Here is a 21,006-nt window from a genome sequence, read left to right on the forward strand (position 1 = left end):
ATGAAAATTTTATCCATTCGAATAAAAAATCTGGCATCTCTTTCTGATGAACACTTTATTGATTTTGAAAGCGCGCCTCTCGCCCATGCCGGTCTGATTGCAATTGTAGGGAAAACAGGGGCTGGTAAGTCGACTATTTTAGATGCCATGTGTCTGGCTTTGTTTAATCGGGTTCCTCGCCTTAAAGACAGCGATGGTAAGTTAAAAGATGTCGATGGTTCCGAGTTGCTGACCAATTCACCTTTAACTGTCTTACGCCGTGGTACAGGACATGGTTTTGCTGAGCTTTGCTTTATCGCACAAGATCAAAAACGTTATTTGGCACGCTGGGAAATTAAACGGGCACGTGAAAACCCAAATGGTAAATTACAAAGCGTACAACGCCACTTAAAATGCCTGACCGATGGCGTGGTGCTTGCCGACAAAGCCAAAGCGGTTGATGAAAAAGTTAAACAAATTACCCAGCTTTCTTTTGAACAGTTTACTCGTGCGGTATTACTTGCCCAATCCGAAGTGACCGCATTTTTAAAAGCACGAGACAGTGAACGCGGTGAGTTACTTGAGTACCTGACCAACTCCAGCATTTTCGCCAAAATCGGTGAATTGGCCTTTCGTAAAACAGCAGATATTGCAAAACAGCGTAAACAGCTTGAAGAGTTCTTAGGCCACATTGAAATTTTGTCTGATGAAGAGATTACGGCTTTTACCGAACAATATCAGCAAGCTGAACAAAATCATCAAAAATTAGAACAACATAAAAATGTCTTAGACAAACAGCAACAATGGTTTGAGCGTAAAGCAAAACTTGAGCAAGAAGTTCAAGCTAGACAACAACAGTTTCAAACCCAGCAAAATCATCATCAACAATTGGCTGGTGAACGTGAGCAATTAAAACGACTCGAAGTTTTCTCTGAAATACGCCCACAAGTTTTTCAGCAATCTCAAAATTTACAAACCCTACAACAACTTGAGCCACAAATTCAGCAAGCTCAAAGCAAGTTTAATGAGTTAGTGCAAATTTTTGAAACGGGACAAAAACAATATCAACTTGCAGAACAAGAACTCAAACAAACGCTCGATTTTGAGCAGCAGCATCAACAAGCTTTAAATCAAGTTCGGCAGTCCATTCAAGAACGTGCCTTTATTGCCGATGAATATAAAAAGTGCAAAGAAAAGAAAAATGTACTTGAGCAGAAACTCAGTCCAGTGCAACAACAGCAAAACACTGTGCAACAGCACATTGTACAGCTTGAGCAGAACAGAATTTACCTACAACAGCAGCTTACTCAGACTCAGCAATATGCTGTATTGGACAAAGGCCTTTCAGCGCATCTGCATCAGCTCGGACAATTTATTCAAAATTACCAAGCGATTGAACAACAACTCGGAAACCCTACCCTTGCCCGCCAAAAGCTAGCGGAAGATAAAAGTGAACTTGAACAACTGACAGCTTCACTCGGCACAGTTGAACAAATTGAGTTAAAGCTTGAACAGCAACGTAAAGACAAAGAACAAAAGCTCGCTCAAATCACTCAGCTAGATCTGACTCAACAGAAAGTTAAAATTTATCATGAGTTATATGCTGAGCTTCAGCAATTCACTGAAAAACAAACTCAAGTCTCAGCCCAAGAACAGCAGCTTAAAACCGTTTGCCAGTCCACAGAGCAAGACTACCAAACAACAAAAGCTGAACGTGAAAAGTTACAGTACATCCTGCAACAGCAGCGTTTACTACACACTGAAAATATTGAGCAATTACGAGCCGATCTTAAAGAAGGTGAAGCGTGTTTAGTCTGTGGAAGTACCCACCACCCTTACCGTATTGATGATAGTGCAGTTTCCAAAGCTTTATTCGACTTGCAGCAACAACAAGAGCAGCAAGCTGTTGCACTAGAGCAAACTAAGTTTAATGCGTGGCAAACCCAGCAACATGCACTTACCCAGTGCCGTGCTGAGCTTGAGCAAGTTCACAAATATCTAGCTCAACTTCAAACAAAACAATCAAGCTTGCAGCAAGAGCTTGAGCAAACGTTTAAGCTCAATCAATTACATATTGAACTTAATCAAGCTCCTGAACAGATCTTGCAAACGCTCAACGAACTCAGACAAGCCGCGCAAACTGCTATAAGTTCATTTGACTCAGAAAACTTGCGTTTAGTCCAAGCGATTAAACAACATAGTCAACTCGTTCAGTCTATTCAGCGTAATGAAAGCTTGCTTAATACTGCACAGCAATGGCAACAACAGGTTCAACATATTGTTGAGTGCTTATCTGAAACAGAACAGCAAGCGTGGCAGCAGTCGAGTAGCCAAACGGCTAAGCAGACTTGGACTATTCTTGATGCACGCGCTAAGCAGCTTGAGCAACAAGAACAGCTTGCACAGCGTTTTGAACAGCAGCAACAAGAACTTAAAATGTTAGCTGCCAATCTTGAGCAAATGTCCAAGCAAATTGATGAGATCAATCAAAATCTCAGAGAGATTACGCTTAAAGGCCAACAAAATAATGAAAAAGCGGTGTCGCTCATTCAACAAATGACAGGCCGCGCTGACATTAAACCGCATGAATGGTTAATTGAACACGATGCTAAACGTCAGCAACAACAAACCGCGTATCACGAGGCTAAACAACGTTTTGAACAAACCAGACAGCACTTTGAGCAGCAAAAACAGGCACTCGATCAGCTTAAGCATCAACATCAACACACTGCGGGGCACCAGCAGCAGATTAATGAACAAATTCAAAACTGGTTAAAAGCCCATACTGATTTTCAGGCAACTGATCTTACGGCGCTCATGCAAATCAATTCCGCCCAAGAGCAAGACATTCGTAACCGTCTTAATCATGCCGAGCGTTTATTAAGTGAAGCCTCTTCTGCCCTTAAAACCATGCAAGAGCAATTGAGCGAGCACTTACAAACTCAGCCAGATATTGAATATGAAAAGCTTGTTAGCCTTATTCAAGACAATATTGCAGAACTCAAAGCCCAGCTTGAAGTACGTGATCGGCTTAAGCTTAAGCTTGAAGTCCATCAGCAAAATCTGGCTAAACAGCAACAATACGCTGAGCAAATTCAAAATATTCAGCAAGAAGAACATCGCTGGAGCAAAATTTCAGGCTTGATTGGTGATGCAAAAGGTAAAGAGTTCCGCGACTACGCTCAGCAATATCACCTAGATATTTTAGTGGAACATGCCAACCAGCAACTGGCAATGCTGTCTCAACGCTATACACTAAAACGCCTAGATCAGTCTCTAAGTCTTGCGATTATTGACCATGACATGGATGGAGAAACCCGCTCTGTTGCTTCTTTATCTGGTGGTGAATCGTTCTTAACTGCCCTTGCCTTGTCTTTAGCGATTGCCAATATGGCCTCGGGCTCAATGAAAATTGAATCGCTGTTTATTGATGAAGGCTTTGGTACTTTAGACGCCTCATCTTTGCACATGGTGATGAATGCTTTAGACCAATTGCAAAATCAGGGTCGTCAGGTCATTCTCATCTCACACATTCAAGAAATGCATGAGCGTATTCCTGTACAAATTCAGGTAAAACCACTCGGTGCAGGTGCAAGTACCATAGAAGTAGTAGGTTAAAACTAAAAAGCCCCGACATCCTGTCGGGGCTTTTTTAGATTCTGCGTTGGTATAACTCCTGTCGTACCTGTATGCATCCATTCATCACTGTTTATTGTTATTCTTAGAAACATCCTGTTTCCTGATGAGTTCATAATACGAAAAAAGCATTGTCTGCCATAGCCGCAAAAGCCCGCAGTTTCTGTAAGATAAAGCTTACATCACCTTTTTTGCGAATAGTCTCTAGCACCAAATAAGGCTGTTCCTACACGAACCATGGTTGAACCAGCCGCAATTGCAGCTTCTAAATCACTCGACATTCCCATACTTAAAGTGTCCCAATCTTCTGGGTGGGCATGTTGGTCTTTCACAGCATCAAACAAGGCTTTAGCATCTGCAAAAGCGGCAGTATTGTCAGGCGCTGGAATGACCATTAAGCCACGTAACCTGATTTTCGGTAGTTGACTCATTTGACCAACTAACTCGGCAACTTCATCTGGTACACAGCCATCTTTACTGTCTTGCCCATCAATATTCACTTGCAAACAAATATTAAGCGCAGATTGATCATCACCACGCTGGTTAGATAGGCGCTCGGCAATAATTAAACGATCTACACCATGTACCCAATCAAATTTCTCGGCCAAATGCTTCGTCTTGTTGCGTTGAACATGACCAATAAAATGCCATTCAATGTCTAAATCGTGTAAAGCTTCGATTTTTTCTAAAGCTTCTTGCAAATAGTTTTCGCCAAATGCTCTTTGCCCTGCTGCATACATTTCACGCAAACTTTCACTTGGATGTGTTTTCGATACGGCTAAAAGTTGCACGGTTTCAGGCGCACGTTGAACATGTTCACAAGCAGTTTGGATTTGCTGTAATACGTGCTGCCGCGCATCTTGCAGGTAATTCATTGACAAGGTTCTCATTTTCAAAAAACTTTTTTGCTTTTCACCTAAAGCGAGGTGTTGGTAAGCCTCGGTGAAAGCCGTATATTATTCTACAAAATAATGACATATTTTGATTTACTTGGGGAAATTATGGATATTACAGAGCTACTCGCCTTCTCTGTGAAAAATGGCGCGTCCGATTTACACTTGTCTGCTGGCATGCCACCAATGATTCGTGTTGATGGCGAAGTCCGTCGCATTAACTTACCTGCTCTAGATCATAAAGATGTTCACCGTCTGGTCTATGACATCATGAATGATAAACAGCGTCGTGACTACGAAGAAAAACTCGAAACCGACTTTTCTTTTGAAGTGCCTAATGTTGCGCGTTTCCGTGTTAATGCATTTAATCAAAACCGTGGTGCCGGTGCAGTGTTTCGTACCATTCCCTCCAAAGTGCTCAGCATGGAAGATTTAGGCCTAGGTCAAATCTTTAAAGATATTTGTGATTATCCACGTGGCATTGTACTGGTTACAGGTCCAACAGGTTCAGGTAAATCCACCACACTTGCAGCGATGATGGACTACATTAATGAAAACCGTTATGACCACATTTTAACGGTTGAAGACCCTATCGAGTTTGTACACCAGTCTAAGAAATGTCTCATCAACCAACGTGAAGTGCATCGAGACACACACGGTTTTAATGAAGCGCTACGTTCAGCACTGCGTGAAGACCCCGATATTATTTTGGTTGGTGAGATGCGTGACCTTGAAACCATTCGTTTAGCACTTACCGCGGCTGAAACAGGCCATTTGGTATTTGGTACGCTCCATACGACTTCTGCTGCGAAAACCATTGACCGTGTGATTGACGTATTCCCAGCCGAAGAAAAAGACATGGTTCGAGCCATGCTCTCTGAATCTTTACAGGCTGTTATTTCACAAACCCTGCTTAAAAAGAATGGCGGTGGGCGTGTTGCAGCCCATGAAATCATGATTGGTATTCCTGCCATTCGTAACTTAATTCGTGAAAACAAAGTCGCGCAAATGTACTCAGCTATTCAGACAGGCGCAAATCATGGCATGACCACCCTCGACCAAAGCTTAAAAGGTTTAGTCGCTCGCGGTGTAATTAGTCCTCAAACGGCTCGTACTGCTGCTAAACAGCCTGAATCATTCCTATAAAAATAACTAGAGAATAAATATGGATTTTAATGACCTGCTCAACCTGATGGTTGAAAAAAAATCATCCGACCTCTTTATTACAGATGGCGTTGCACCGTCGATGAAGATTAATGGACAAATTGTTCCCATTTCAAAAAATAGTCTTTCAGGCGAAATTATTGGTCAACTGTTACATTCCATCATGAGTGAAAAACAACGCAAAGAATTTGCAGACACTCGTGAATGTAACTTTGCCATTATGAACCGTGATAAAACTGCCCGTTTTCGTGTGAGTGCTTTTCAGCAACGCGACATGCCAGGCATGGTACTCCGTCGAATTGAAACTAAAATTCCTTCAATTGATGACTTACAACTACCGCCTGTACTTAAAGATTTATCGATGACCAAACGCGGCATCATTATTTTTGTAGGGGCAACAGGCACAGGTAAATCGACATCTTTGGCTTCAATGATTAGCTATCGTAATCATAACTCTAAAGGTCATATCATTACCATTGAAGACCCAATCGAGTTTATTCACGAACATGCAGGCTGCATCATTACCCAACGTGAAGTCGGAATCGATACGGACTCATTTGAAATTGCCTTAAAAAATACTTTGCGACAAGCACCCGATGTCATCTTGATTGGTGAGATTCGTACGCGTGAAGTGATGGACTATGCAATTGGCTTCGCCGAAACGGGTCACTTGGTCTTAGCCACAATGCACGCCAACAACGCCAACCAAGCGCTCGACCGTATTATTCATTTCTTTGAAAGTGATCGTCACAGCCAGCTCTACATGGACCTATCACTTAACTTAAAGGCCATGATTGCACAGCAACTTATTCCAACACCTGATGGTAATTCGCGCCGTGCAGCGATTGAGATTCTCATTAACTCACCATTAATTTCAGACTATATTCGTAAAGGCGAAATTCATGAAATTAAAGATTTAATGAAACGCTCACGTGAACTCGGTATGCAAACTTTTGACCAAGCGCTGTTTGATCTTTATAAGTCAGGCCAAATTACCTACAAAGATGCATTAAAACATGCCGACTCACCAAACGATTTACGTTTAACAATTAAGCTTGCCGAAGAAGGTCCTGATCAAATTGCAGGCACAAATCAGCATTTAACCTTCGACAGACAGTAATTTCTTCATAAAAAAAGGAAGGTTAAACGTAACCTTCCTTTTTTATTTGTTTTCTTTGTGTGAAAACGATTATTTCTTGCGCAGTACTTCCTGACATTCAGGTTCGTTACAGTAACCGTAGAGGTTTAATGAGTGACCCGTTAAGGTAAACCCATGTTGCTCTGCTACAGCATGCTGTTCCTTCTCGATAACATCATTAGTAAATTCAATAACTTTGTTGCAATTATGGCAAACCAAATGATCGTGATGATCTTCTTGCATAATTTCGAAAACAGAATGATTATTTTCGAAATGGTGGCGCTGAATGATACCTGCAGCTTCAAATTGTGTTAACACACGGTAAACTGTCGCAAGGCCGACATCTTCCCCTTGTTCTAACAAAGTCTTGTAAATATCTTCAGCGCTAAGATGATGTTGTTTTGAATTTTCTAATAATTCCAAAATCTTAATTCGTGGAAGGGTAACTTTAAGTCCAGCTTTGCGCAAATCTTGATTGGAAATAGGCATGAAAAAAGGTCTCTCAACAAATCTCAAGTTGGAATAGGCAATAGAATTTAGATGAAGTATGATCTATCCTTTGATCAAATGCATCATAATTTATTGGGATAGTGTAGCAAAATGCAAAAACTCGTGCTGACGTTATTAGTCACTTCACTCCTTGCTGGTTGTTCAATCTTTGGTGTATATAAGGTTGATATTCCTCAAGGGACTCCATTGACCAAAGCTCAAGCCTCTCAAGTACAGGTCGGCATGAATTTCCAGCAAGTGCGTTTTTTACTTGGTAGTCCAACTGTGACTGATCCCCTCAATCCTCTACGTTGGGACTACATTTACAACTATATCCCGGGAACTTATGCGAAAAAAGCAAAAATCCCCGCAGCACATGGTCAGCATTTAAAAATTTACTTTGATGGAACTGGCACAGTAACTAAAATTGAAGGTTTAGAAACTATTCCAGAATCGCAACCAGGTTTACCTGCTTCTAAAGAAGCGATTTTAACTGCACCACCACTATAATCGTTTTTTCTAATAAAAATAAACCCCTCAAGTGAAAAACTTTGAGGGGTTTTGTTTATGGGGCTTATTGCTTAAAGCGATTACTTTTAATATATCGTCCCACAGGGTTTTTCTCGGCGCGTTTACGGCGTATATCTTTAGGATTAATGGTTAAAGGTCGATAAACCTCAACTCGATCACCCGCTTGCAAAATCGCATGTGCCTCAACTTTTGCACCAAAGATGCCAAGTTGTAATGGCTCAGGCAAACTCACCTGTGTTTGCAACCCACTCGCCTCAACTGCTTGTAATGCAGTCATACCAGCTTCAAATGGAATAGCAACTAAAAACTGTTGCTCTGGGGCTGCAAAAGCAACCCACACTTGCTGAGGTTTTTCCATCAGATCATTTGTCCAATTACCGCAACCATGGCAATGATAATTGAAAGCGGTAATACAATACGTACCGCAATACGCCATAAGTTATAAAACAACTCATTACTAAAATTCATAGATTTACGCAAATGGCTAATTTTCATAATCCAGCCAGCAAAAATGGCATAGATCAGGCAAATGAGTAATCCCCAAAGCATCAAAATTAACGTAAAGATACTATGGAGCTCAGGTACAGCCCAAACCGCAATCGCTACAACAATAATCACCCACTGTAAAATAGGCATAAGCTGGCGCTGAGCAAGCTGCTCTCTAGCCAATTGCACAAATAACGCTGTTGTCATGACTGCGGTAAATATCCAAGTGAAAACAGGAAGCTGTGCTTGCAAAGAAAAGAAACCAAAGGCAATCACAGCAATGAGCTGAGCTAACCAGATTGGAAGAACAGTTTTAGTTGCACCTTCTTGCGACTGAACAGCACCTACACTATTTTGCCAGTAAAGTCCTAAACCTAGCCCACTCGCAACAAGTGCAAGTACAGTCGCATTACCCCATTCTTTAAACTCAACATTGGTCCAATGCCAAGGCTGTAAAGTCGTTCCCATTGTGTTAGCTAAAACAAGAGAAGCAATTACACCAACCGTCATCAATAAAATTAAAATCTGACGTGGAATAAAGGATAAAATTAAACCCACAACAGCAAGACCTGCGAAAACAAGCTGCCCAGAAACGCTATTATTAAGTTGTGTAGCTAGTAAATTGCCAGCGGTACTTAATACATTACCTGCTAAAAATGGAATAAAAATAACTGCAAGCCAGCCAACCAAACGCCATTTTGGGGAACTATCTGCTTCACGAGTTAAACTTGATAACGCATTTAAGGCTGTAGTCTTCGACCGTTTTGCTAAAGCAATTTCCAAATAACAAACTGGTAGTGCCAATAGCAACATTGTGCCTAACCACAATAACCAGAAATCGAGTTGACGATCAATCTGGATGCCCATCGTGGGTGCCAATGTCGCCATAATGATGAAAGATAAGCAAAACGCCATCAGGGGCGATAACCATCGTGACATAGGTATGTCCTGCATTATGCATTCCTTGAAAAAGACTATAGATATTTTGCCCGTGTCATGCTTGAAAATCAAAGTTTGCTCAATAAAAAAAGCAAACTACCGAATCGATAGTTTGCCGCGCTAACTGAAATTATGAGTTATTTTTATTTCAGGTTATGAGAAAAACCGAGCAAACCAGTTTTTCCCTTTCTTTTTTTCTTTTTCTCTAATAATTCCCATCATATTTTCTTTTACTGCTCCTACATAATCGGCATCATCATGTTGAATATGGTTAATTAACCATTTAGCCAAAATTTCTTGTAATTCTGCTTCAATCGTGTGTCCCATTTCAAAACGTTCACGATATAACTCTATTTTTTTAATAAATAAATCATGTACTCGTTTATGAGGTACACGATATTTATAATCAGCTTCCTCTTGCAAACTTTCTTCGAAAGTAAAATGTGATTGCGTATAATCGATAATATTGTCTAAAACATCTTTAATGCGACGTCTATCCTCTTCATCTTTTACATCATCAATCTCATTAATATAATCAAGTATTCGTTTATGTTGCTCATCAATAACATCAATACCCGTATTATATTCTGAAGCCCATTTCATTTTCATACATCTCCCCAATGATGCTTAATGATTGTTGCATAAACTCCATGATATATTTAAAGAATATAAATAAAAACAAACCTATTTTGTCGGCTTTAGCATATAAAAAATATATTTTACACAAGTTATTGTTTTTATATATTTTAATTAAAATTAACCAACTAAAATAATAAAGTATTTTTTAAACAAACTATTTTATTATTAAATGACTAAAATATATAAATATCCTTATTCATATATTTTAAATATATTTTATATTAATACTGATCTGCACGTGTAATACGTTTAAGTTCAGGATTTTCCTGTTCGCGCTTTAATCTTTCTACAAAAGTTAGAGCTTTTTTAATTGGTTTACCATGTTGAAATAAAATCATTTCACCAGGTTGATATGCTGTCCAATTTTCATTATGTGTTAAAGGTTCAGTCGTTATAACTGCCACACGATCTTCAGGTGTGGTTACTTGGCTAAAATCAACTTCGACATCTAAGTCAATTAAATGAGCCTGATTAAATGGATATTCACGAACGAGCCAATGTAATTTAGTAATGGCATAACTAAATAATGCTTTGCCATTAGATAGACAATAATTAAATGTGCCGTATTCCGCAATTTGTGGAGAAATCTTTTCTAATACTTCAAATATCTGTTCAAGACTTGGTTCTTCATAACCAAATGCTTCAACAAGTTGATCAAGCAAATAACAAAATGCCCGCTCGCTATCGGTATTGCCTACTGGTGTGAAACGTCCACTTAACGGCGGATTAAAATCATGTAAATCGCCATTATGAGCAAAAATCCAGTGTCGCCCCCACAACTCTCGAATAAAGGGATGTGAATTTTCTAAAGTGATTTTGCCTTGAGTAGCTTTGCGAATATGTGCAATCACGTTACGTGATTTAATAGGATAATTACGAATAAGATCGGCAATTGGAGATTCAACTGCCGACTGATTATCAACAAATAAACGGCACGCTTTATCTTCGAAAAATGCGATACCAAATCCATCGCTATGGTCTGAGGTAATTCCTGCACGTTGTGAAAAACCACGGAAGGAAAAAGTAATATCCGTTGGTGTTGCACAATTCATTCCTAATAGCTGGCACATATCGCTTTTAAACTACTTCTAATTACCCCATCTGCTCTATTGTGCATGAGAGTAAAAGTGCTTGCAAATCTCAATATGTGCTGGCTATTACAAAATAGGAAATATGATTAACGCTGCACCATTTTATTCATTACAAATGAGGTCGCAACTTTATTCACTTCAAGAAATACAAAATAATCTAAACAGTTAAATTCTTCATCAAAAAATGCCTGTTTCGATAATTTTGACTGCATGCTCAAATACATTTGGAATAGCTTTGGCATACGTTCATCTTGTGGAAAACTAAACTCAGGATATTCAGGTTCATAGATTTTTTTCGAACGGATATCGATCGTTTTGCTTTCAGATAACTGTTGAATCTGGCGATGTGTGTAATACGCTCTAGCTAAATTATCTTGCAAATGAATACTGACACAGCCCATTAAATATTTAGCGCGCATTGACCATAGCACTTTCGGTGCAAGGTTTAACCACAGCATCGACAATGCCTTACCATTACGAAAGCGAGGATGTACACAAGTACGGCCTATTTCTAACACATTTGGAAGATGAGATAATTGAGGAACAATATCAAACTCATGTGCACTGTAACTTTGTGCAATTTCGTGGCCTTGGAATAATTTTAAACGAGTATACGCTACGATTTCTCCAGTCCACTTTTCACGCAAGACCGCATGTTCACAACCAAAATCGTAAATATCTTGGTCTAAGTTATCTTCAAACTTGATTCCGAATTGTTGGCTAAATTGTTGTGCACGAAACCGTTGTACATCTTGTAATTCTTTTAAATTATCAACCCATTCAAAACGAAATTGCGTCTGATTTATTGCTTTATGACGATTTAAAGGTAAAGTCCAGGTTTGGCGATATTGATTAAATTTTTCCAGCATAATGAACGCTCCTAGTGACACCCCCTACACTAGTCAAAGCTCATGACAAAAAAATGACCAAATCAAGGTGGTATAAAAAAAGACCACCTAGGGTGATCTTTTTATTGAGAATAACGGATTTCTTAAGCTGTTTTAGTGCGGTTAGAAATCAGTGTTCCCACACCATGATCAGTGAAGATTTCAAGTAATGTGGCATGTGGCACACGACCATCAACAATATGTGCGCTCACAACGCCACCTTTAACAGCGTCAAGCGCACAGCCTACTTTAGGAATCATACCGCCATAGATCACACCAGTTTCAATGAGGCGATCAACTTCTTGCGTCGTAAGGCCAGTTAAGAGATTTTTATTTTCATCAAGCACACCACTAATATTCGTGAGCAAAATTAATTTTTCAGCACCTAGTGCTTCTGCTACCTTGCCTGCAACTAAATCAGCATTAATATTATAAGTATTGCCTTCTTCATCTACACCTAGTGGCGCAATCACTGGAATAAAGTCACTTTGGGTAAACATTTCCAATACATCTGTTTTAACGCCAGTCACTTCACCCACCATACCCAAATCGATATGTTTGATAGAACCATCTTCTTCTTGCTTTTCCATAAGCAATTTACGGGCACGAAGTAAATTACCATCTTTACCCGTTAAGCCAATCGCACGTCCACCGTGTTTATTAATCAGATTAACGATTGATTTATTTACGCTACCGCCCAACACCATTTCAACCACTTCCATGGTTGCAGCGTCAGTTACACGCATACCGTCAATACGGTCAGATTCACGGCCTAACTGCTTTAAAAATGAATCTACTTGTGGTCCACCACCGTGAACAACAATCGGATTTAATCCTACAGTTTTGAGTAAAACGATGTCTCGGGCAAATGAACTCTCGAGCTCCGGATCAGTCATTGCGTTGCCACCGTATTTCACCACCAGCGTTTTACCAGTAAAACGTTGAATATACGGCAAAGCTTCAATCAAGATTTTTGCTTTGTCGACACCGATATGCTGATGTTGTGGCATTACGCCTCTCCTTAGTTAGGCCTCTGAAAGTTCTTGTGCAATTTGCGGATAGTGTTCTTGCAACATATCTACAAATTTTTGCTGGATTTCCTTTAATCGTAAAGGATTATCTGCATCAAATCTTACTGTAAAGTATTCACCAGTATTTGATGCTCGAATAATGCCAAAACCATCATCAAAATCAAGACGTACGCCATCAATTTTACTAATACGTGCCCCTAAGCGATGACTTAAAATTTCAATATCTTGTAATACATACTTTGGATCGGACTGATACGTACCAATATAGGTATCTTCTGTACAACATCTTTCTGGGTATGGAGCAAATAATTCAGAAATTGTAGCGGCATCAGATTGGGTAAAATACTCCATTACTCGTAATGCAGCATATAAACCATCGTCATAGCCAAAACCACGGCCATCATTAAACACATAATGACCCGCATATTCTCCACCAAAAATGGCACGTCCGCCTGACTGAGACAAATAAGCCCGTAGGAAGCTACTTCCCGTACGGATCATTTTTGCTTTTCCACCGAGTTTTTCGACAGTCTCTTGAACCATACGTGAACATTTCACATCAAAAACAATTTCTTGCTCTGGGTGCTGCTCAAGGCACATTTGCGCAAAAAGCGACAATAAGCGGTCTGCTGTCAATATCTGTGCTTTTTCATCGACGAGAACAACACGGTCTCCATCGCCATCAAGAGCAATGCCAATATCCGCTTGCTGCTCAATGATTGCTTTACGCAAATTAGTTAAATGTGCTGCATGTGACGGATCTGGAGCATGATCTGGAAAATCTCCATTTGGATTGGTACGTAAAGCAATGACTTCACACCCCATTTTTTCCAAGATTAGTTTTGAGCAATGCCCTGCTGAACCGTGCAAACCATCTAAAACAACTTTTAAAGGACGTTTTAATTGAATATCTTTAAAAATAGCTTGTTGGTATTGCTGACAAAATTCAGCTTTAAATTGAGGTAGGATTAACTCAAGTACAGAAATTGCATGAGATGGTACATAAGTTTGAGCTTCTTCACCTACCTGCTGAATCATTTCCGGAGACGGCGGTTCACCTTTTAAAATCCACTTAATACCATTATCCGATTTTGGATTATGGCTTGCAGTCACCATAATGCCATTACCACCAAAATCTCGGGCAATGTAGTACATCATGGGTGAGGAACAGCATCCAATGTTAGTAACTTTTAAACCTTGTTCTATTAAAATTTCTTCAATTAAGTGTGCATAGGCTGGACTTGTCAGACGAGCATCATAGCCAATCACTAATTGAGTTTGTTTTGCTTGTTTGTATTGTTGTGCCAATCCGTAGGCAATTGAACGGACAACGTCCGTGGTTAAGTAAGAAAGTTTGCCTCTAATATCGTAAGCACGAAAAATACTTTTTGGAAATGAGTGTCTTACATTCATAGCGTATCTTCTATTTAAAGATCAATTCGATCTATCGCAAAAACATAGATTATTCAAAATTTTTGAAAGGTTTGTTTGCTAAAAAAGTTAAAAGAATATGAGTAAAGCGTGTTGTAATATAATCCTTTGTAACATTCAAGATGTAAAAAGAAACGCCTGTTCAACAGGCGTTTGATTTTCGTTAAGATTTCAAAAAAACTTATTGTTTACCTGTGTGTCCAAATCCACCAGCACCACGTAAAGTTTCTTCAAATTCTTCTACTTGTTCAAATTCAGCTTGTACAACTGGCACTAAAACATACTGTGCCAAACGCTCGCCCGGCTCTAAACGGAATGTGCTTTGACCACGGTTCCAAACAGAAACCATCAATTCACCTTGATAATCCGAATCAATCAAACCAACTAAGTTGCCAAGCACGATACCGTGTTTATGACCTAAACCTGAACGCGGTAAAATTAAACCAGCAAAATTTACATCATGAATATAAATTGCCATACCTGTTTTAACTAAAACAGTTTGGCCTGGTTCAATATCAATTGCTTCATCTAAACAGGCACGTAAATCTAAACCGGCTGAACCTGCTGTTGCATATGAAGGTAAAGGCCATTCTTTACCTAAACGCGGATCGAGCAATTTCACTTGAACTTTCATGGGATTTCCTAAAAATTAAAAAATTAACGCTTTAATAAAGCTTTTAAATTTGCCAGATATTGTTGAGCCTGTTCTTTAGGGTCAACATTAGCCGCAATTTTCTTTTTACGCCCTAACCACTCGAGCTCATCTTGCGGAAGTTCATCAAGGAAACGACTAGGCGTCATCTGTTTCATCTGCCCGCCATTTTTGCGCTGTTCCGCTAAAGTTAACGTTAAACCTTGACGTGCACGGGTAATTCCCACGTACATGAGACGGCGCTCTTCCTCAATAGTTTCTGCTGCAATCGAGTTCTTGTGAGGCAATAGTTCTTCTTCAAGTCCCATAATATACACATATGGGAATTCCAGACCTTTTGCTGCATGCAAAGTCAGTAGGTTAACTTTGTCTGTATCTTCTTCTTCCTGCTGTTGTTCTAACAGATCAAGTAAGACCAATTTTCGGATGACACTTTCAATATTCTTTTCATCAACATCTTCTGCACGATTAATCAGATTTTGAATACTGGTAAATAAGTTCTCGATATTATCGAGTTTACTTTTCTCTTGTGCAGGCGTTGCCGACTGTTCGCGAACGTAATCCATATAACCCGCTTCATTCATCATTTGACGAACTTTAGGCACAGGCTCATCATCTTCTAACAATTCACGAGTAAATGTCGCAATAAAATCGGCAAACTCATGAAGCTGTGTTTCCGCTTTTTTAGGAAGCACCATGCTTAAACGCTGGTCAGCAGAAGCACCAAGTAAAGACAAATTATTTTCTTGTGAGAATAAACCGAGCTTCTCTAGAGTAACCGGGCCAATCGCACGTTTAGGTGTATTAATAATACGTAAGAAAGCACTGTCATCTTCTGGGTTAATAATAAGACGTAAATAACTCATCACATCTTTAATTTCTGCACGCGCGAAGAACGATGTGCCGCCAGAAAGTTTATAGGGAATTTGCATTTGGCGAAGCTGGGTTTCTAATACACGCGCCTGAAAGTTCCCGCGATACAACACCGCATAATCTTTCCAGTTCTTACCATTCATCAGCTTATGAGTCAGTAGGTCTTTTACCACGCGCTCTGCTTCATCGTCATCATTACGACATGTAATGATTCGGATGACTTCACCATGCCCTTTATCACTCCACAATTTCTTATCAAAAATATGTGGGTTATTTTGAATCACACAGTTAGCAGCTTTTAAAATACGGCTGGTCGAACGATAATTTTGTTCTAATTTAATGATATGTAGATTAGGGAAATCCTGTTTAAGCAATGCCATGTTTTCAGGCTTAGCACCACGCCATGCGTAGATCGATTGGTCATCGTCACCTACCGCGGTGAACTGCCCCATTACTCCAACTAACAGTTTGACCAGAATATACTGAGCCGTATTGGTATCTTGATATTCATCGACCAATAAATAACGAACGCGGTTTTGCCACTTATCACGTACTTCTGCATTTTCTTGCAATAAGCGTGTTGGCATAACAATCAAGTCATCAAAATCAACGGCGTTATAAGCACGTAAATTACGTTCATAAAGTTGATAGAGATGTGCAAACTGTACGTCTTCTGGTGTTTCACAAGTCGAATGTGCTTGTTCCGGCAAAATCAGATCGTTTTTCCAATCTGAAATTTTCTTCATTGCTTTTGCAATTAATTCTTTACTCTCTGCACCCGATAAATTATCCCGATGCATTAAATCCATCAAAATACGTTTACAGTCATCTGCATCCAAAATCGAAAAATTAGCTTTTAAAGGTAAGTTTTTAAGTTCTAAACGCAAAAGGTTTAAACCGAAAGTATGGAAGGTTGAGACGGATAAACCTTTGGCTTCTTCACGCGACAACAGCTTGGTCACACGCTCTTTCATTTCACGTGCAGCTTTGTTTGTGAAGGTCATCGCAGTTATACGATGCGCTGGAATACGACAATGTTGCACCAAATAGGCAATTTTACGGGTAATTACCGATGTTTTACCTGAACCAGCGCCAGCAAGCACCAATAAAGGGCCCTGAGTATATTTCATGGCTTCTTCTTGCTTGTTGTTCAATTGACTGGCAGATGACATCGTGTATTACCTCTTAATTTTTCGAGCATGATTATAGTCATCTCTGTTTTAGAAACCCAATAGTAAATCTACGGATATGTATAAATGATGTCTAATAATGCAATTTGTGCGCCGCAGAATGTCGTGATTATTTCTTGTACTGCAGTCATAAAAAAACCACCCGAAGGTGGTTTTTAACACAATAATTTAAATCTTATTGTTTTGCATAAATGCTGATTTCTACACGGCGGTTTTGTTCACGGCCAGATGCAGTTGAGTTGTCTGCGATCGGGTTAGAAGAACCGTAACCTTGTGCATCGATACGGCTAGATGGAACACCGCGACCAGCTAAGTAGTTTTTAACTGATTGTGCACGTGATTGAGACAATGGAATGTTGATAGAGTCATTACCAGTGTTATCTGTATAACCAGTTACCAAAATTGCACTCTTGTTATCTTCAGCCAATGTTTGAGCTACTTTGTCTAAAGTTGCATAGAAGTTTGGCTTGATATTTGATTTGTTTGTATCAAAAGTAATGCTACCAGGCATGATCAATTGAACAGAACCATCTGGGTTACGACCAACGTCTACACCAGTACCCGCCATTTGTTGACGAAGTTTTTTCTCTTTCTGGTCAAGATATACACCACCAGCGGCACCAAGAACTGCACCAATTGCTGCAGCACGGTTATTTTGACGGCTAGAGTTTGCATTTGACTTAGAAATACCGTAGCCCGCTGCTGCACCAATTAAAGTACCTAGTGCGGCTTTATCGTATTCAACGCCACCAAGATTATTACCAGTTGTTTGACAACCAGATAATACTACTGCTGCCCCTACCACTGTTGAAATAACTAATGCACGCATTGCATGCCTCCTCACTTTGTGTGTTTTGTTGTCTGGATGAATAATGAAACAAAAAGGAAGTATAAAACATTGATATTTTGTTAATAATAAACAGTTTAGTTATGTTTTTGTAATATTTTGATGCACTTTAAGATGCTGGCTCATCACAATTTCTTCATTGTTGTCTAAGATGTCGTTGTATTTCATATTACGATAGTTATAGTTAAACAACTTTTCTATGGATTTTAGACATTCGGGGTCTTTTATATGTCAACTGCACCCAATAAGCAATCTGCGCTAAAAAAAATTACACGTGGACTCACTGTAGGTACAGTCATCACAGGAAGTACTTTTTTTCATGGCCCACCTGTTCTTGCATTAGGTCTGACCAAGCTATTAAAAAAATCATCAAAAATAGATGAAACTAATATTCAAATTACAAATAGCTGGTTAGGGGTAAATAATTGGCTCATTGACCATGTTCTACCCAATCTAAAATGGGACATTACCATTGATGAAGGACTTAATCTGAATATGCAAGGTCGTTATTTAATGACCTGCAATCATCAAAGTTGGGTAGACACGACCGTAAATCAATATTTTGGTTTAACACGTATGCCCCTTACCCGTTTCTTTACCAAATGGGAACTCATCTTTATTCCTTTTGTTGGGCAAGCATTTAAAATTTTAGGCTTCCCAATGATGAAACGTCACACCAAAGAACAGATTGCAAAAAATCCTGAGCTTAAAGACCGTGACATGATGGAAGCACGTAAAGCCTGTGAACAACTTTTAAGTCAGCCCTTCACATTATTAAATTATTTGGAAGGAACTCGTTTTACTCAAGAAAAACATGACCAGCAAAAATCGCCATATAAGCATTTACTAAAACCCAAAGCAGGCGGCTTGGCACTTGCATTAAATATCTTGGGTGACAAAATCGATGCTTTGGTTGATATGACCATCGTCTATCCTGACGGCGTACCGGGCTATAGCAATTTCTGGCTTGGCGATGTTTCAAAAATCGCAGTCAACTTACGTAAAATTGAAATTCCAGACTGGGTGCTTGGCGGCAACTATGAAGATGACGCGGCTTATCGTGAACGTTTTCAGCAATGGGTTCATGACATTTGGACCGAAAAAGATCAACTTATTGAGCAAATGAAATCTCAATATACCACTGTAAATATTTAAGAAAGCACTCGTTATTATGCAAAACAGTTCTGGGAAAAAAACCAAATACCATCATGTAGATCCAAACAGTCTTTCATTTAAGCTGTTTTTGGTCTACGACATTTTTATGGTGTTTATTATCATTTTTAACCTGTTCTGTCTTGCTACTAATTTCTTTTTAATGAGCAGTATTGGGGCATGGTTCTTTGAACATATTCACTTGCCCCAAGTACTCAGTTTTTATCGTACTACACTGCATCCGTGGGTGATCACATCAGAAGCTTGGTTTATTGGTTTTTTAATTGTTGAGTTGCTTGTGCGTTGGGCTATTGCAATCATCAATAAGCACCATAAGCGTTGGTTCTTTTTCCCATTTATTCACTGGTATGAAATTTTAGCGATTATTCCCCAGCTCCGTTTTTTACGTTTATTCCGCGCCGGGATTATTGCTTACCGTTTACATGAGTTGGGCTATCCAGTTGTTCCGGAAAGTTGGCGGAAAACTGGGCTATTTTACTATCGCGTCGTAATGGAAGAATTATCTGACCGCGTTGTAATTACCGTGATTGATGGCATTAGATATGAACTTGAAACCAGTTCTAGTCATAAACAGATTATTCACGACTTGGTTAATCATCATCGTGAACAATTTACTGTCGCTCTAACCGCATTATTACAAGAATCTTTAGCGACTGCTTTAAAAGAACAAAAGCCTGCTATTACAAAAGGTGTGGGCAAAATTGTAGATCAAGCTATTATTGATACACCTGAGCTAACTCAATTATTACGCTTAATTCCGTTAGTCGGCGGTCGTATTGAACAGCAAATTCAAAGCATTGGTCAAAGATTAGGTGAAAATATTAGTGCAGGTTTAATTGAGCCTTTAATTGAGGGATCACCAAACAGTCCAAACCCCACGTACCAATTAATTTCTCAAAGAGTAAGTGAAATAAATATTAATAATCGTCAGCTTGAACAATTGGTTGAATCTGTCGTGTTCGAGACATTGGAGTCTGTACGTAAACAAGTCAAGGTCAAACAATGGCAACAAACCCTTGCGGAGTATGATCGAATCAAAGAATAAGCATTTATTTAATTTTTTATGAATCACGCTAGAGAATTGGCACGAATTGTTCTAGCATTTGCCCTATTTACAATAAACTTAACGATATTACAGCTCGTTTAACGCCTTGAAGGAAGACTTATGGCTGATATACGGATTACCGGCAGAATGGTTAACTTTAGCAGGATAACCTTCGATACCAATGATCATGATGTGATCCGCCAGCAATTATCAAATATTTTAAATGAAGGTTCCTATCAGGGAACTTTAGTGATTATTGACAGTACAGTTGAGCAAGAATTAATTGCATTAATTCAACTTCTGGTGAGCTTAGGTTTACAACCAATGGCGGTAATCGACGGTATTTTAGGAGATGAAGCTCGCGCTATTCAATTCCCTGTTTTACCGGCAGATCAACCCTTACAGCGCATTAAAGCGACAGCTGAACAAGTTGCTATTGTGGAAAAACCTGCTACCGCCCCTGCCTCGTCTTCAGCAGAAACAAAAAAACCACTAAACAAGATAGCGGTCGCTCATATTACCTCTTATCATGATGAAATTTTGCGTACAGGCCAATCCCTTGTACAAGATAACGGCGATATTATTTTAAAGGCTGGCATGAATAGTGGTTCCGAGGTGATCGCTTCAGGAAATATACATATTTATGGCACAGTTCGTGGTAGAGTCATTGCTGGTGCGGGCGGGCACGCAGCTGCACGCATTTTTTGCCAATCTTTAGAGGCTGAGCTCGTTTCCATTGCCGGAACGTATTGTGTCGCAGATGATATCCCTAAACATGTGGTAAAAAAACCAGTACATATTTATTTAAATGAAAAGCAAGAGCTTGAATTTGAAGCTCTAGAACTTTAATTTATTAAGCAAATCACCAAAAAACAGCCCTTTTAAGGGTGTA

19 protein-coding genes are annotated in these 21,006 nt (G+C 39.4%); 7 read left to right on the forward strand and 12 right to left on the reverse strand.

Features of this window, described 5'->3' with window-relative positions:
• Positions 1 to 3,597, forward strand: coding sequence for an AAA family ATPase (locus HLV59_RS14200; protein ID WP_171430237.1), 3,597 nt, complete (start codon positions 1 to 3; stop codon positions 3,595 to 3,597).
• A gap of 200 nt (positions 3,598 to 3,797) precedes the next feature.
• Here HLV59_RS14200 and HLV59_RS14205 read toward each other — a convergent pair whose 3' ends face one another.
• Entirely contained in the window at positions 3,798 to 4,490 is a 693-nt protein-coding gene (locus HLV59_RS14205; protein WP_171430238.1) for a YggS family pyridoxal phosphate-dependent enzyme, read from the reverse strand.
• Between the two features lie 126 nt (positions 4,491 to 4,616).
• Between HLV59_RS14205 and HLV59_RS14210 the strand changes: the two genes are divergently transcribed.
• Together HLV59_RS14210 and HLV59_RS14215 are read left to right on the forward strand one after the other, a co-directional pair.
• Positions 4,617 to 5,654, forward strand: coding sequence for a type IV pilus twitching motility protein PilT (locus HLV59_RS14210; protein ID WP_081175033.1), 1,038 nt, complete (start codon positions 4,617 to 4,619; stop codon positions 5,652 to 5,654).
• 19 nt (positions 5,655 to 5,673) lie between these two features.
• A complete protein-coding gene (locus tag HLV59_RS14215) occupies positions 5,674 to 6,792 on the forward strand; it encodes a PilT/PilU family type 4a pilus ATPase (protein ID WP_126646067.1) in 1,119 nt (372 codons plus the stop codon).
• Between the two features lie 69 nt (positions 6,793 to 6,861).
• On the opposite strand, the gene fur is transcribed toward HLV59_RS14215, so the two are convergent.
• The gene (gene fur, locus HLV59_RS14220; RefSeq protein ID WP_002121758.1) at positions 6,862 to 7,299 is read right to left on the reverse strand and encodes a ferric iron uptake transcriptional regulator; all 438 of its coding nucleotides are present in this window, start codon (positions 7,297 to 7,299) and stop codon (positions 6,862 to 6,864) included.
• 111 nt (positions 7,300 to 7,410) lie between these two features.
• On the opposite strand from fur, the gene HLV59_RS14225 reads away from it, so the two are divergent.
• Positions 7,411 to 7,809 carry an outer membrane protein assembly factor BamE gene (locus HLV59_RS14225; protein WP_002121740.1) on the forward strand — a complete coding sequence of 133 codons (399 nt, stop codon included), beginning with the start codon at positions 7,411 to 7,413 and terminating at the stop codon, positions 7,807 to 7,809.
• Between the two features lie 64 nt (positions 7,810 to 7,873).
• On the opposite strand, the gene HLV59_RS14230 is transcribed toward HLV59_RS14225, so the two are convergent.
• The 10 genes from HLV59_RS14230 to HLV59_RS14275 all read right to left on the reverse strand — a co-directional run bounded on the left by HLV59_RS14230 (position 7,874) and on the right by HLV59_RS14275 (position 17,878).
• Entirely contained in the window at positions 7,874 to 8,188 is a 315-nt protein-coding gene (locus HLV59_RS14230) for an RnfH family protein (RefSeq protein WP_016144536.1), read from the reverse strand.
• Positions 8,188 to 9,255, reverse strand: coding sequence for a hypothetical protein (locus tag HLV59_RS14235; protein WP_099910029.1), 1,068 nt, complete (start codon positions 9,253 to 9,255; stop codon positions 8,188 to 8,190). Before HLV59_RS14235 ends, HLV59_RS14230 begins: the two co-directional genes overlap by 1 nt.
• A gap of 153 nt (positions 9,256 to 9,408) precedes the next feature.
• Positions 9,409 to 9,864, reverse strand: a complete 456-nt coding sequence (locus HLV59_RS14240; RefSeq protein ID WP_002121698.1) for a bacteriohemerythrin — start codon at positions 9,862 to 9,864, stop codon at positions 9,409 to 9,411.
• Between the two features lie 251 nt (positions 9,865 to 10,115).
• The gene (locus HLV59_RS14245; RefSeq protein WP_016144533.1) at positions 10,116 to 10,964 is read right to left on the reverse strand and encodes a class II glutamine amidotransferase; all 849 of its coding nucleotides are present in this window, start codon (positions 10,962 to 10,964) and stop codon (positions 10,116 to 10,118) included.
• Between the two features lie 107 nt (positions 10,965 to 11,071).
• Positions 11,072 to 11,854, reverse strand: coding sequence for a GNAT family N-acetyltransferase (locus HLV59_RS14250; protein WP_016144532.1), 783 nt, complete (start codon positions 11,852 to 11,854; stop codon positions 11,072 to 11,074).
• Between the two features lie 122 nt (positions 11,855 to 11,976).
• The gene (gene argB, locus HLV59_RS14255; protein ID WP_002121716.1) at positions 11,977 to 12,882 is read right to left on the reverse strand and encodes an acetylglutamate kinase; all 906 of its coding nucleotides are present in this window, start codon (positions 12,880 to 12,882) and stop codon (positions 11,977 to 11,979) included.
• 15 nt (positions 12,883 to 12,897) lie between these two features.
• Positions 12,898 to 14,316 (reverse strand): phosphomannomutase/phosphoglucomutase, encoded by a 1,419-nt coding sequence (locus tag HLV59_RS14260; protein WP_016144531.1) that lies wholly within the window; start codon positions 14,314 to 14,316, stop codon positions 12,898 to 12,900.
• 199 nt (positions 14,317 to 14,515) lie between these two features.
• Positions 14,516 to 14,968, reverse strand: coding sequence for a dUTP diphosphatase (gene dut, locus HLV59_RS14265; protein WP_016144530.1), 453 nt, complete (start codon positions 14,966 to 14,968; stop codon positions 14,516 to 14,518).
• Between the two features lie 23 nt (positions 14,969 to 14,991).
• A complete protein-coding gene (locus HLV59_RS14270) occupies positions 14,992 to 17,031 on the reverse strand; it encodes a UvrD-helicase domain-containing protein (RefSeq protein WP_005070868.1) in 2,040 nt (679 codons plus the stop codon).
• A 193-nt stretch (positions 17,032 to 17,224) separates the two neighbouring features.
• Positions 17,225 to 17,878 (reverse strand): OmpA family protein, encoded by a 654-nt coding sequence (locus HLV59_RS14275; RefSeq protein WP_031947566.1) that lies wholly within the window; start codon positions 17,876 to 17,878, stop codon positions 17,225 to 17,227.
• Positions 17,879 to 18,124: 246 nt separating this feature from the next.
• Between HLV59_RS14275 and HLV59_RS14280 the strand changes: the two genes are divergently transcribed.
• From HLV59_RS14280 to minC, 3 genes are all read left to right on the forward strand, one after another.
• Complete coding sequence (locus HLV59_RS14280; protein WP_171430239.1) at positions 18,125 to 19,051, forward strand: acyltransferase; 927 nt, start codon at positions 18,125 to 18,127, stop codon at positions 19,049 to 19,051.
• Between the two features lie 16 nt (positions 19,052 to 19,067).
• Positions 19,068 to 20,114, forward strand: a complete 1,047-nt coding sequence (locus HLV59_RS14285) for a hypothetical protein (RefSeq protein ID WP_031947564.1) — start codon at positions 19,068 to 19,070, stop codon at positions 20,112 to 20,114.
• Positions 20,115 to 20,234: 120 nt separating this feature from the next.
• Positions 20,235 to 20,963, forward strand: a complete 729-nt coding sequence (minC, locus tag HLV59_RS14290; RefSeq protein ID WP_005075304.1) for a septum site-determining protein MinC — start codon at positions 20,235 to 20,237, stop codon at positions 20,961 to 20,963.
• The last annotated feature ends 43 nt before the right edge of the window (positions 20,964 to 21,006 follow it).

This window comes from Acinetobacter lactucae, from assembly GCF_013122135.1.
Classification (GTDB): domain Bacteria; phylum Pseudomonadota; class Gammaproteobacteria; order Pseudomonadales; family Moraxellaceae; genus Acinetobacter; species Acinetobacter lactucae.

What these genes read in the sequence shown, in the direction of transcription:
- HLV59_RS14200 (WP_171430237.1), top strand. Translation starts at nt 1, where the DNA reads ATGAAAATTTTATCCATTCGAATAAAAAATCTGGCATCTCTTTCTGAT.
- HLV59_RS14205 (WP_171430238.1), bottom strand. Translation starts at nt 4,490, where the DNA reads ATGAATTACCTGCAAGATGCGCGGCAGCACGTATTACAGCAAATCCAA.
- HLV59_RS14210 (WP_081175033.1), top strand. Translation starts at nt 4,617, where the DNA reads ATGGATATTACAGAGCTACTCGCCTTCTCTGTGAAAAATGGCGCGTCC.
- HLV59_RS14215 (WP_126646067.1), top strand. Translation starts at nt 5,674, where the DNA reads ATGGATTTTAATGACCTGCTCAACCTGATGGTTGAAAAAAAATCATCC.
- fur (WP_002121758.1), bottom strand. Translation starts at nt 7,299, where the DNA reads ATGCCTATTTCCAATCAAGATTTGCGCAAAGCTGGACTTAAAGTTACC.
- HLV59_RS14225 (WP_002121740.1), top strand. Translation starts at nt 7,411, where the DNA reads ATGCAAAAACTCGTGCTGACGTTATTAGTCACTTCACTCCTTGCTGGT.
- HLV59_RS14230 (WP_016144536.1), bottom strand. Translation starts at nt 8,188, where the DNA reads ATGGAAAAACCTCAGCAAGTGTGGGTTGCTTTTGCAGCCCCAGAGCAA.
- HLV59_RS14235 (WP_099910029.1), bottom strand. Translation starts at nt 9,255, where the DNA reads ATGTCACGATGGTTATCGCCCCTGATGGCGTTTTGCTTATCTTTCATC.
- HLV59_RS14240 (WP_002121698.1), bottom strand. Translation starts at nt 9,864, where the DNA reads ATGAAAATGAAATGGGCTTCAGAATATAATACGGGTATTGATGTTATT.
- HLV59_RS14245 (WP_016144533.1), bottom strand. Translation starts at nt 10,964, where the DNA reads ATGTGCCAGCTATTAGGAATGAATTGTGCAACACCAACGGATATTACT.
- HLV59_RS14250 (WP_016144532.1), bottom strand. Translation starts at nt 11,854, where the DNA reads ATGCTGGAAAAATTTAATCAATATCGCCAAACCTGGACTTTACCTTTA.
- argB (WP_002121716.1), bottom strand. Translation starts at nt 12,882, where the DNA reads ATGCCACAACATCAGCATATCGGTGTCGACAAAGCAAAAATCTTGATT.
- HLV59_RS14260 (WP_016144531.1), bottom strand. Translation starts at nt 14,316, where the DNA reads ATGAATGTAAGACACTCATTTCCAAAAAGTATTTTTCGTGCTTACGAT.
- dut (WP_016144530.1), bottom strand. Translation starts at nt 14,968, where the DNA reads ATGAAAGTTCAAGTGAAATTGCTCGATCCGCGTTTAGGTAAAGAATGG.
- HLV59_RS14270 (WP_005070868.1), bottom strand. Translation starts at nt 17,031, where the DNA reads ATGTCATCTGCCAGTCAATTGAACAACAAGCAAGAAGAAGCCATGAAA.
- HLV59_RS14275 (WP_031947566.1), bottom strand. Translation starts at nt 17,878, where the DNA reads ATGCGTGCATTAGTTATTTCAACAGTGGTAGGGGCAGCAGTAGTATTA.
- HLV59_RS14280 (WP_171430239.1), top strand. Translation starts at nt 18,125, where the DNA reads ATGTCAACTGCACCCAATAAGCAATCTGCGCTAAAAAAAATTACACGT.
- HLV59_RS14285 (WP_031947564.1), top strand. Translation starts at nt 19,068, where the DNA reads ATGCAAAACAGTTCTGGGAAAAAAACCAAATACCATCATGTAGATCCA.
- minC (WP_005075304.1), top strand. Translation starts at nt 20,235, where the DNA reads ATGGCTGATATACGGATTACCGGCAGAATGGTTAACTTTAGCAGGATA.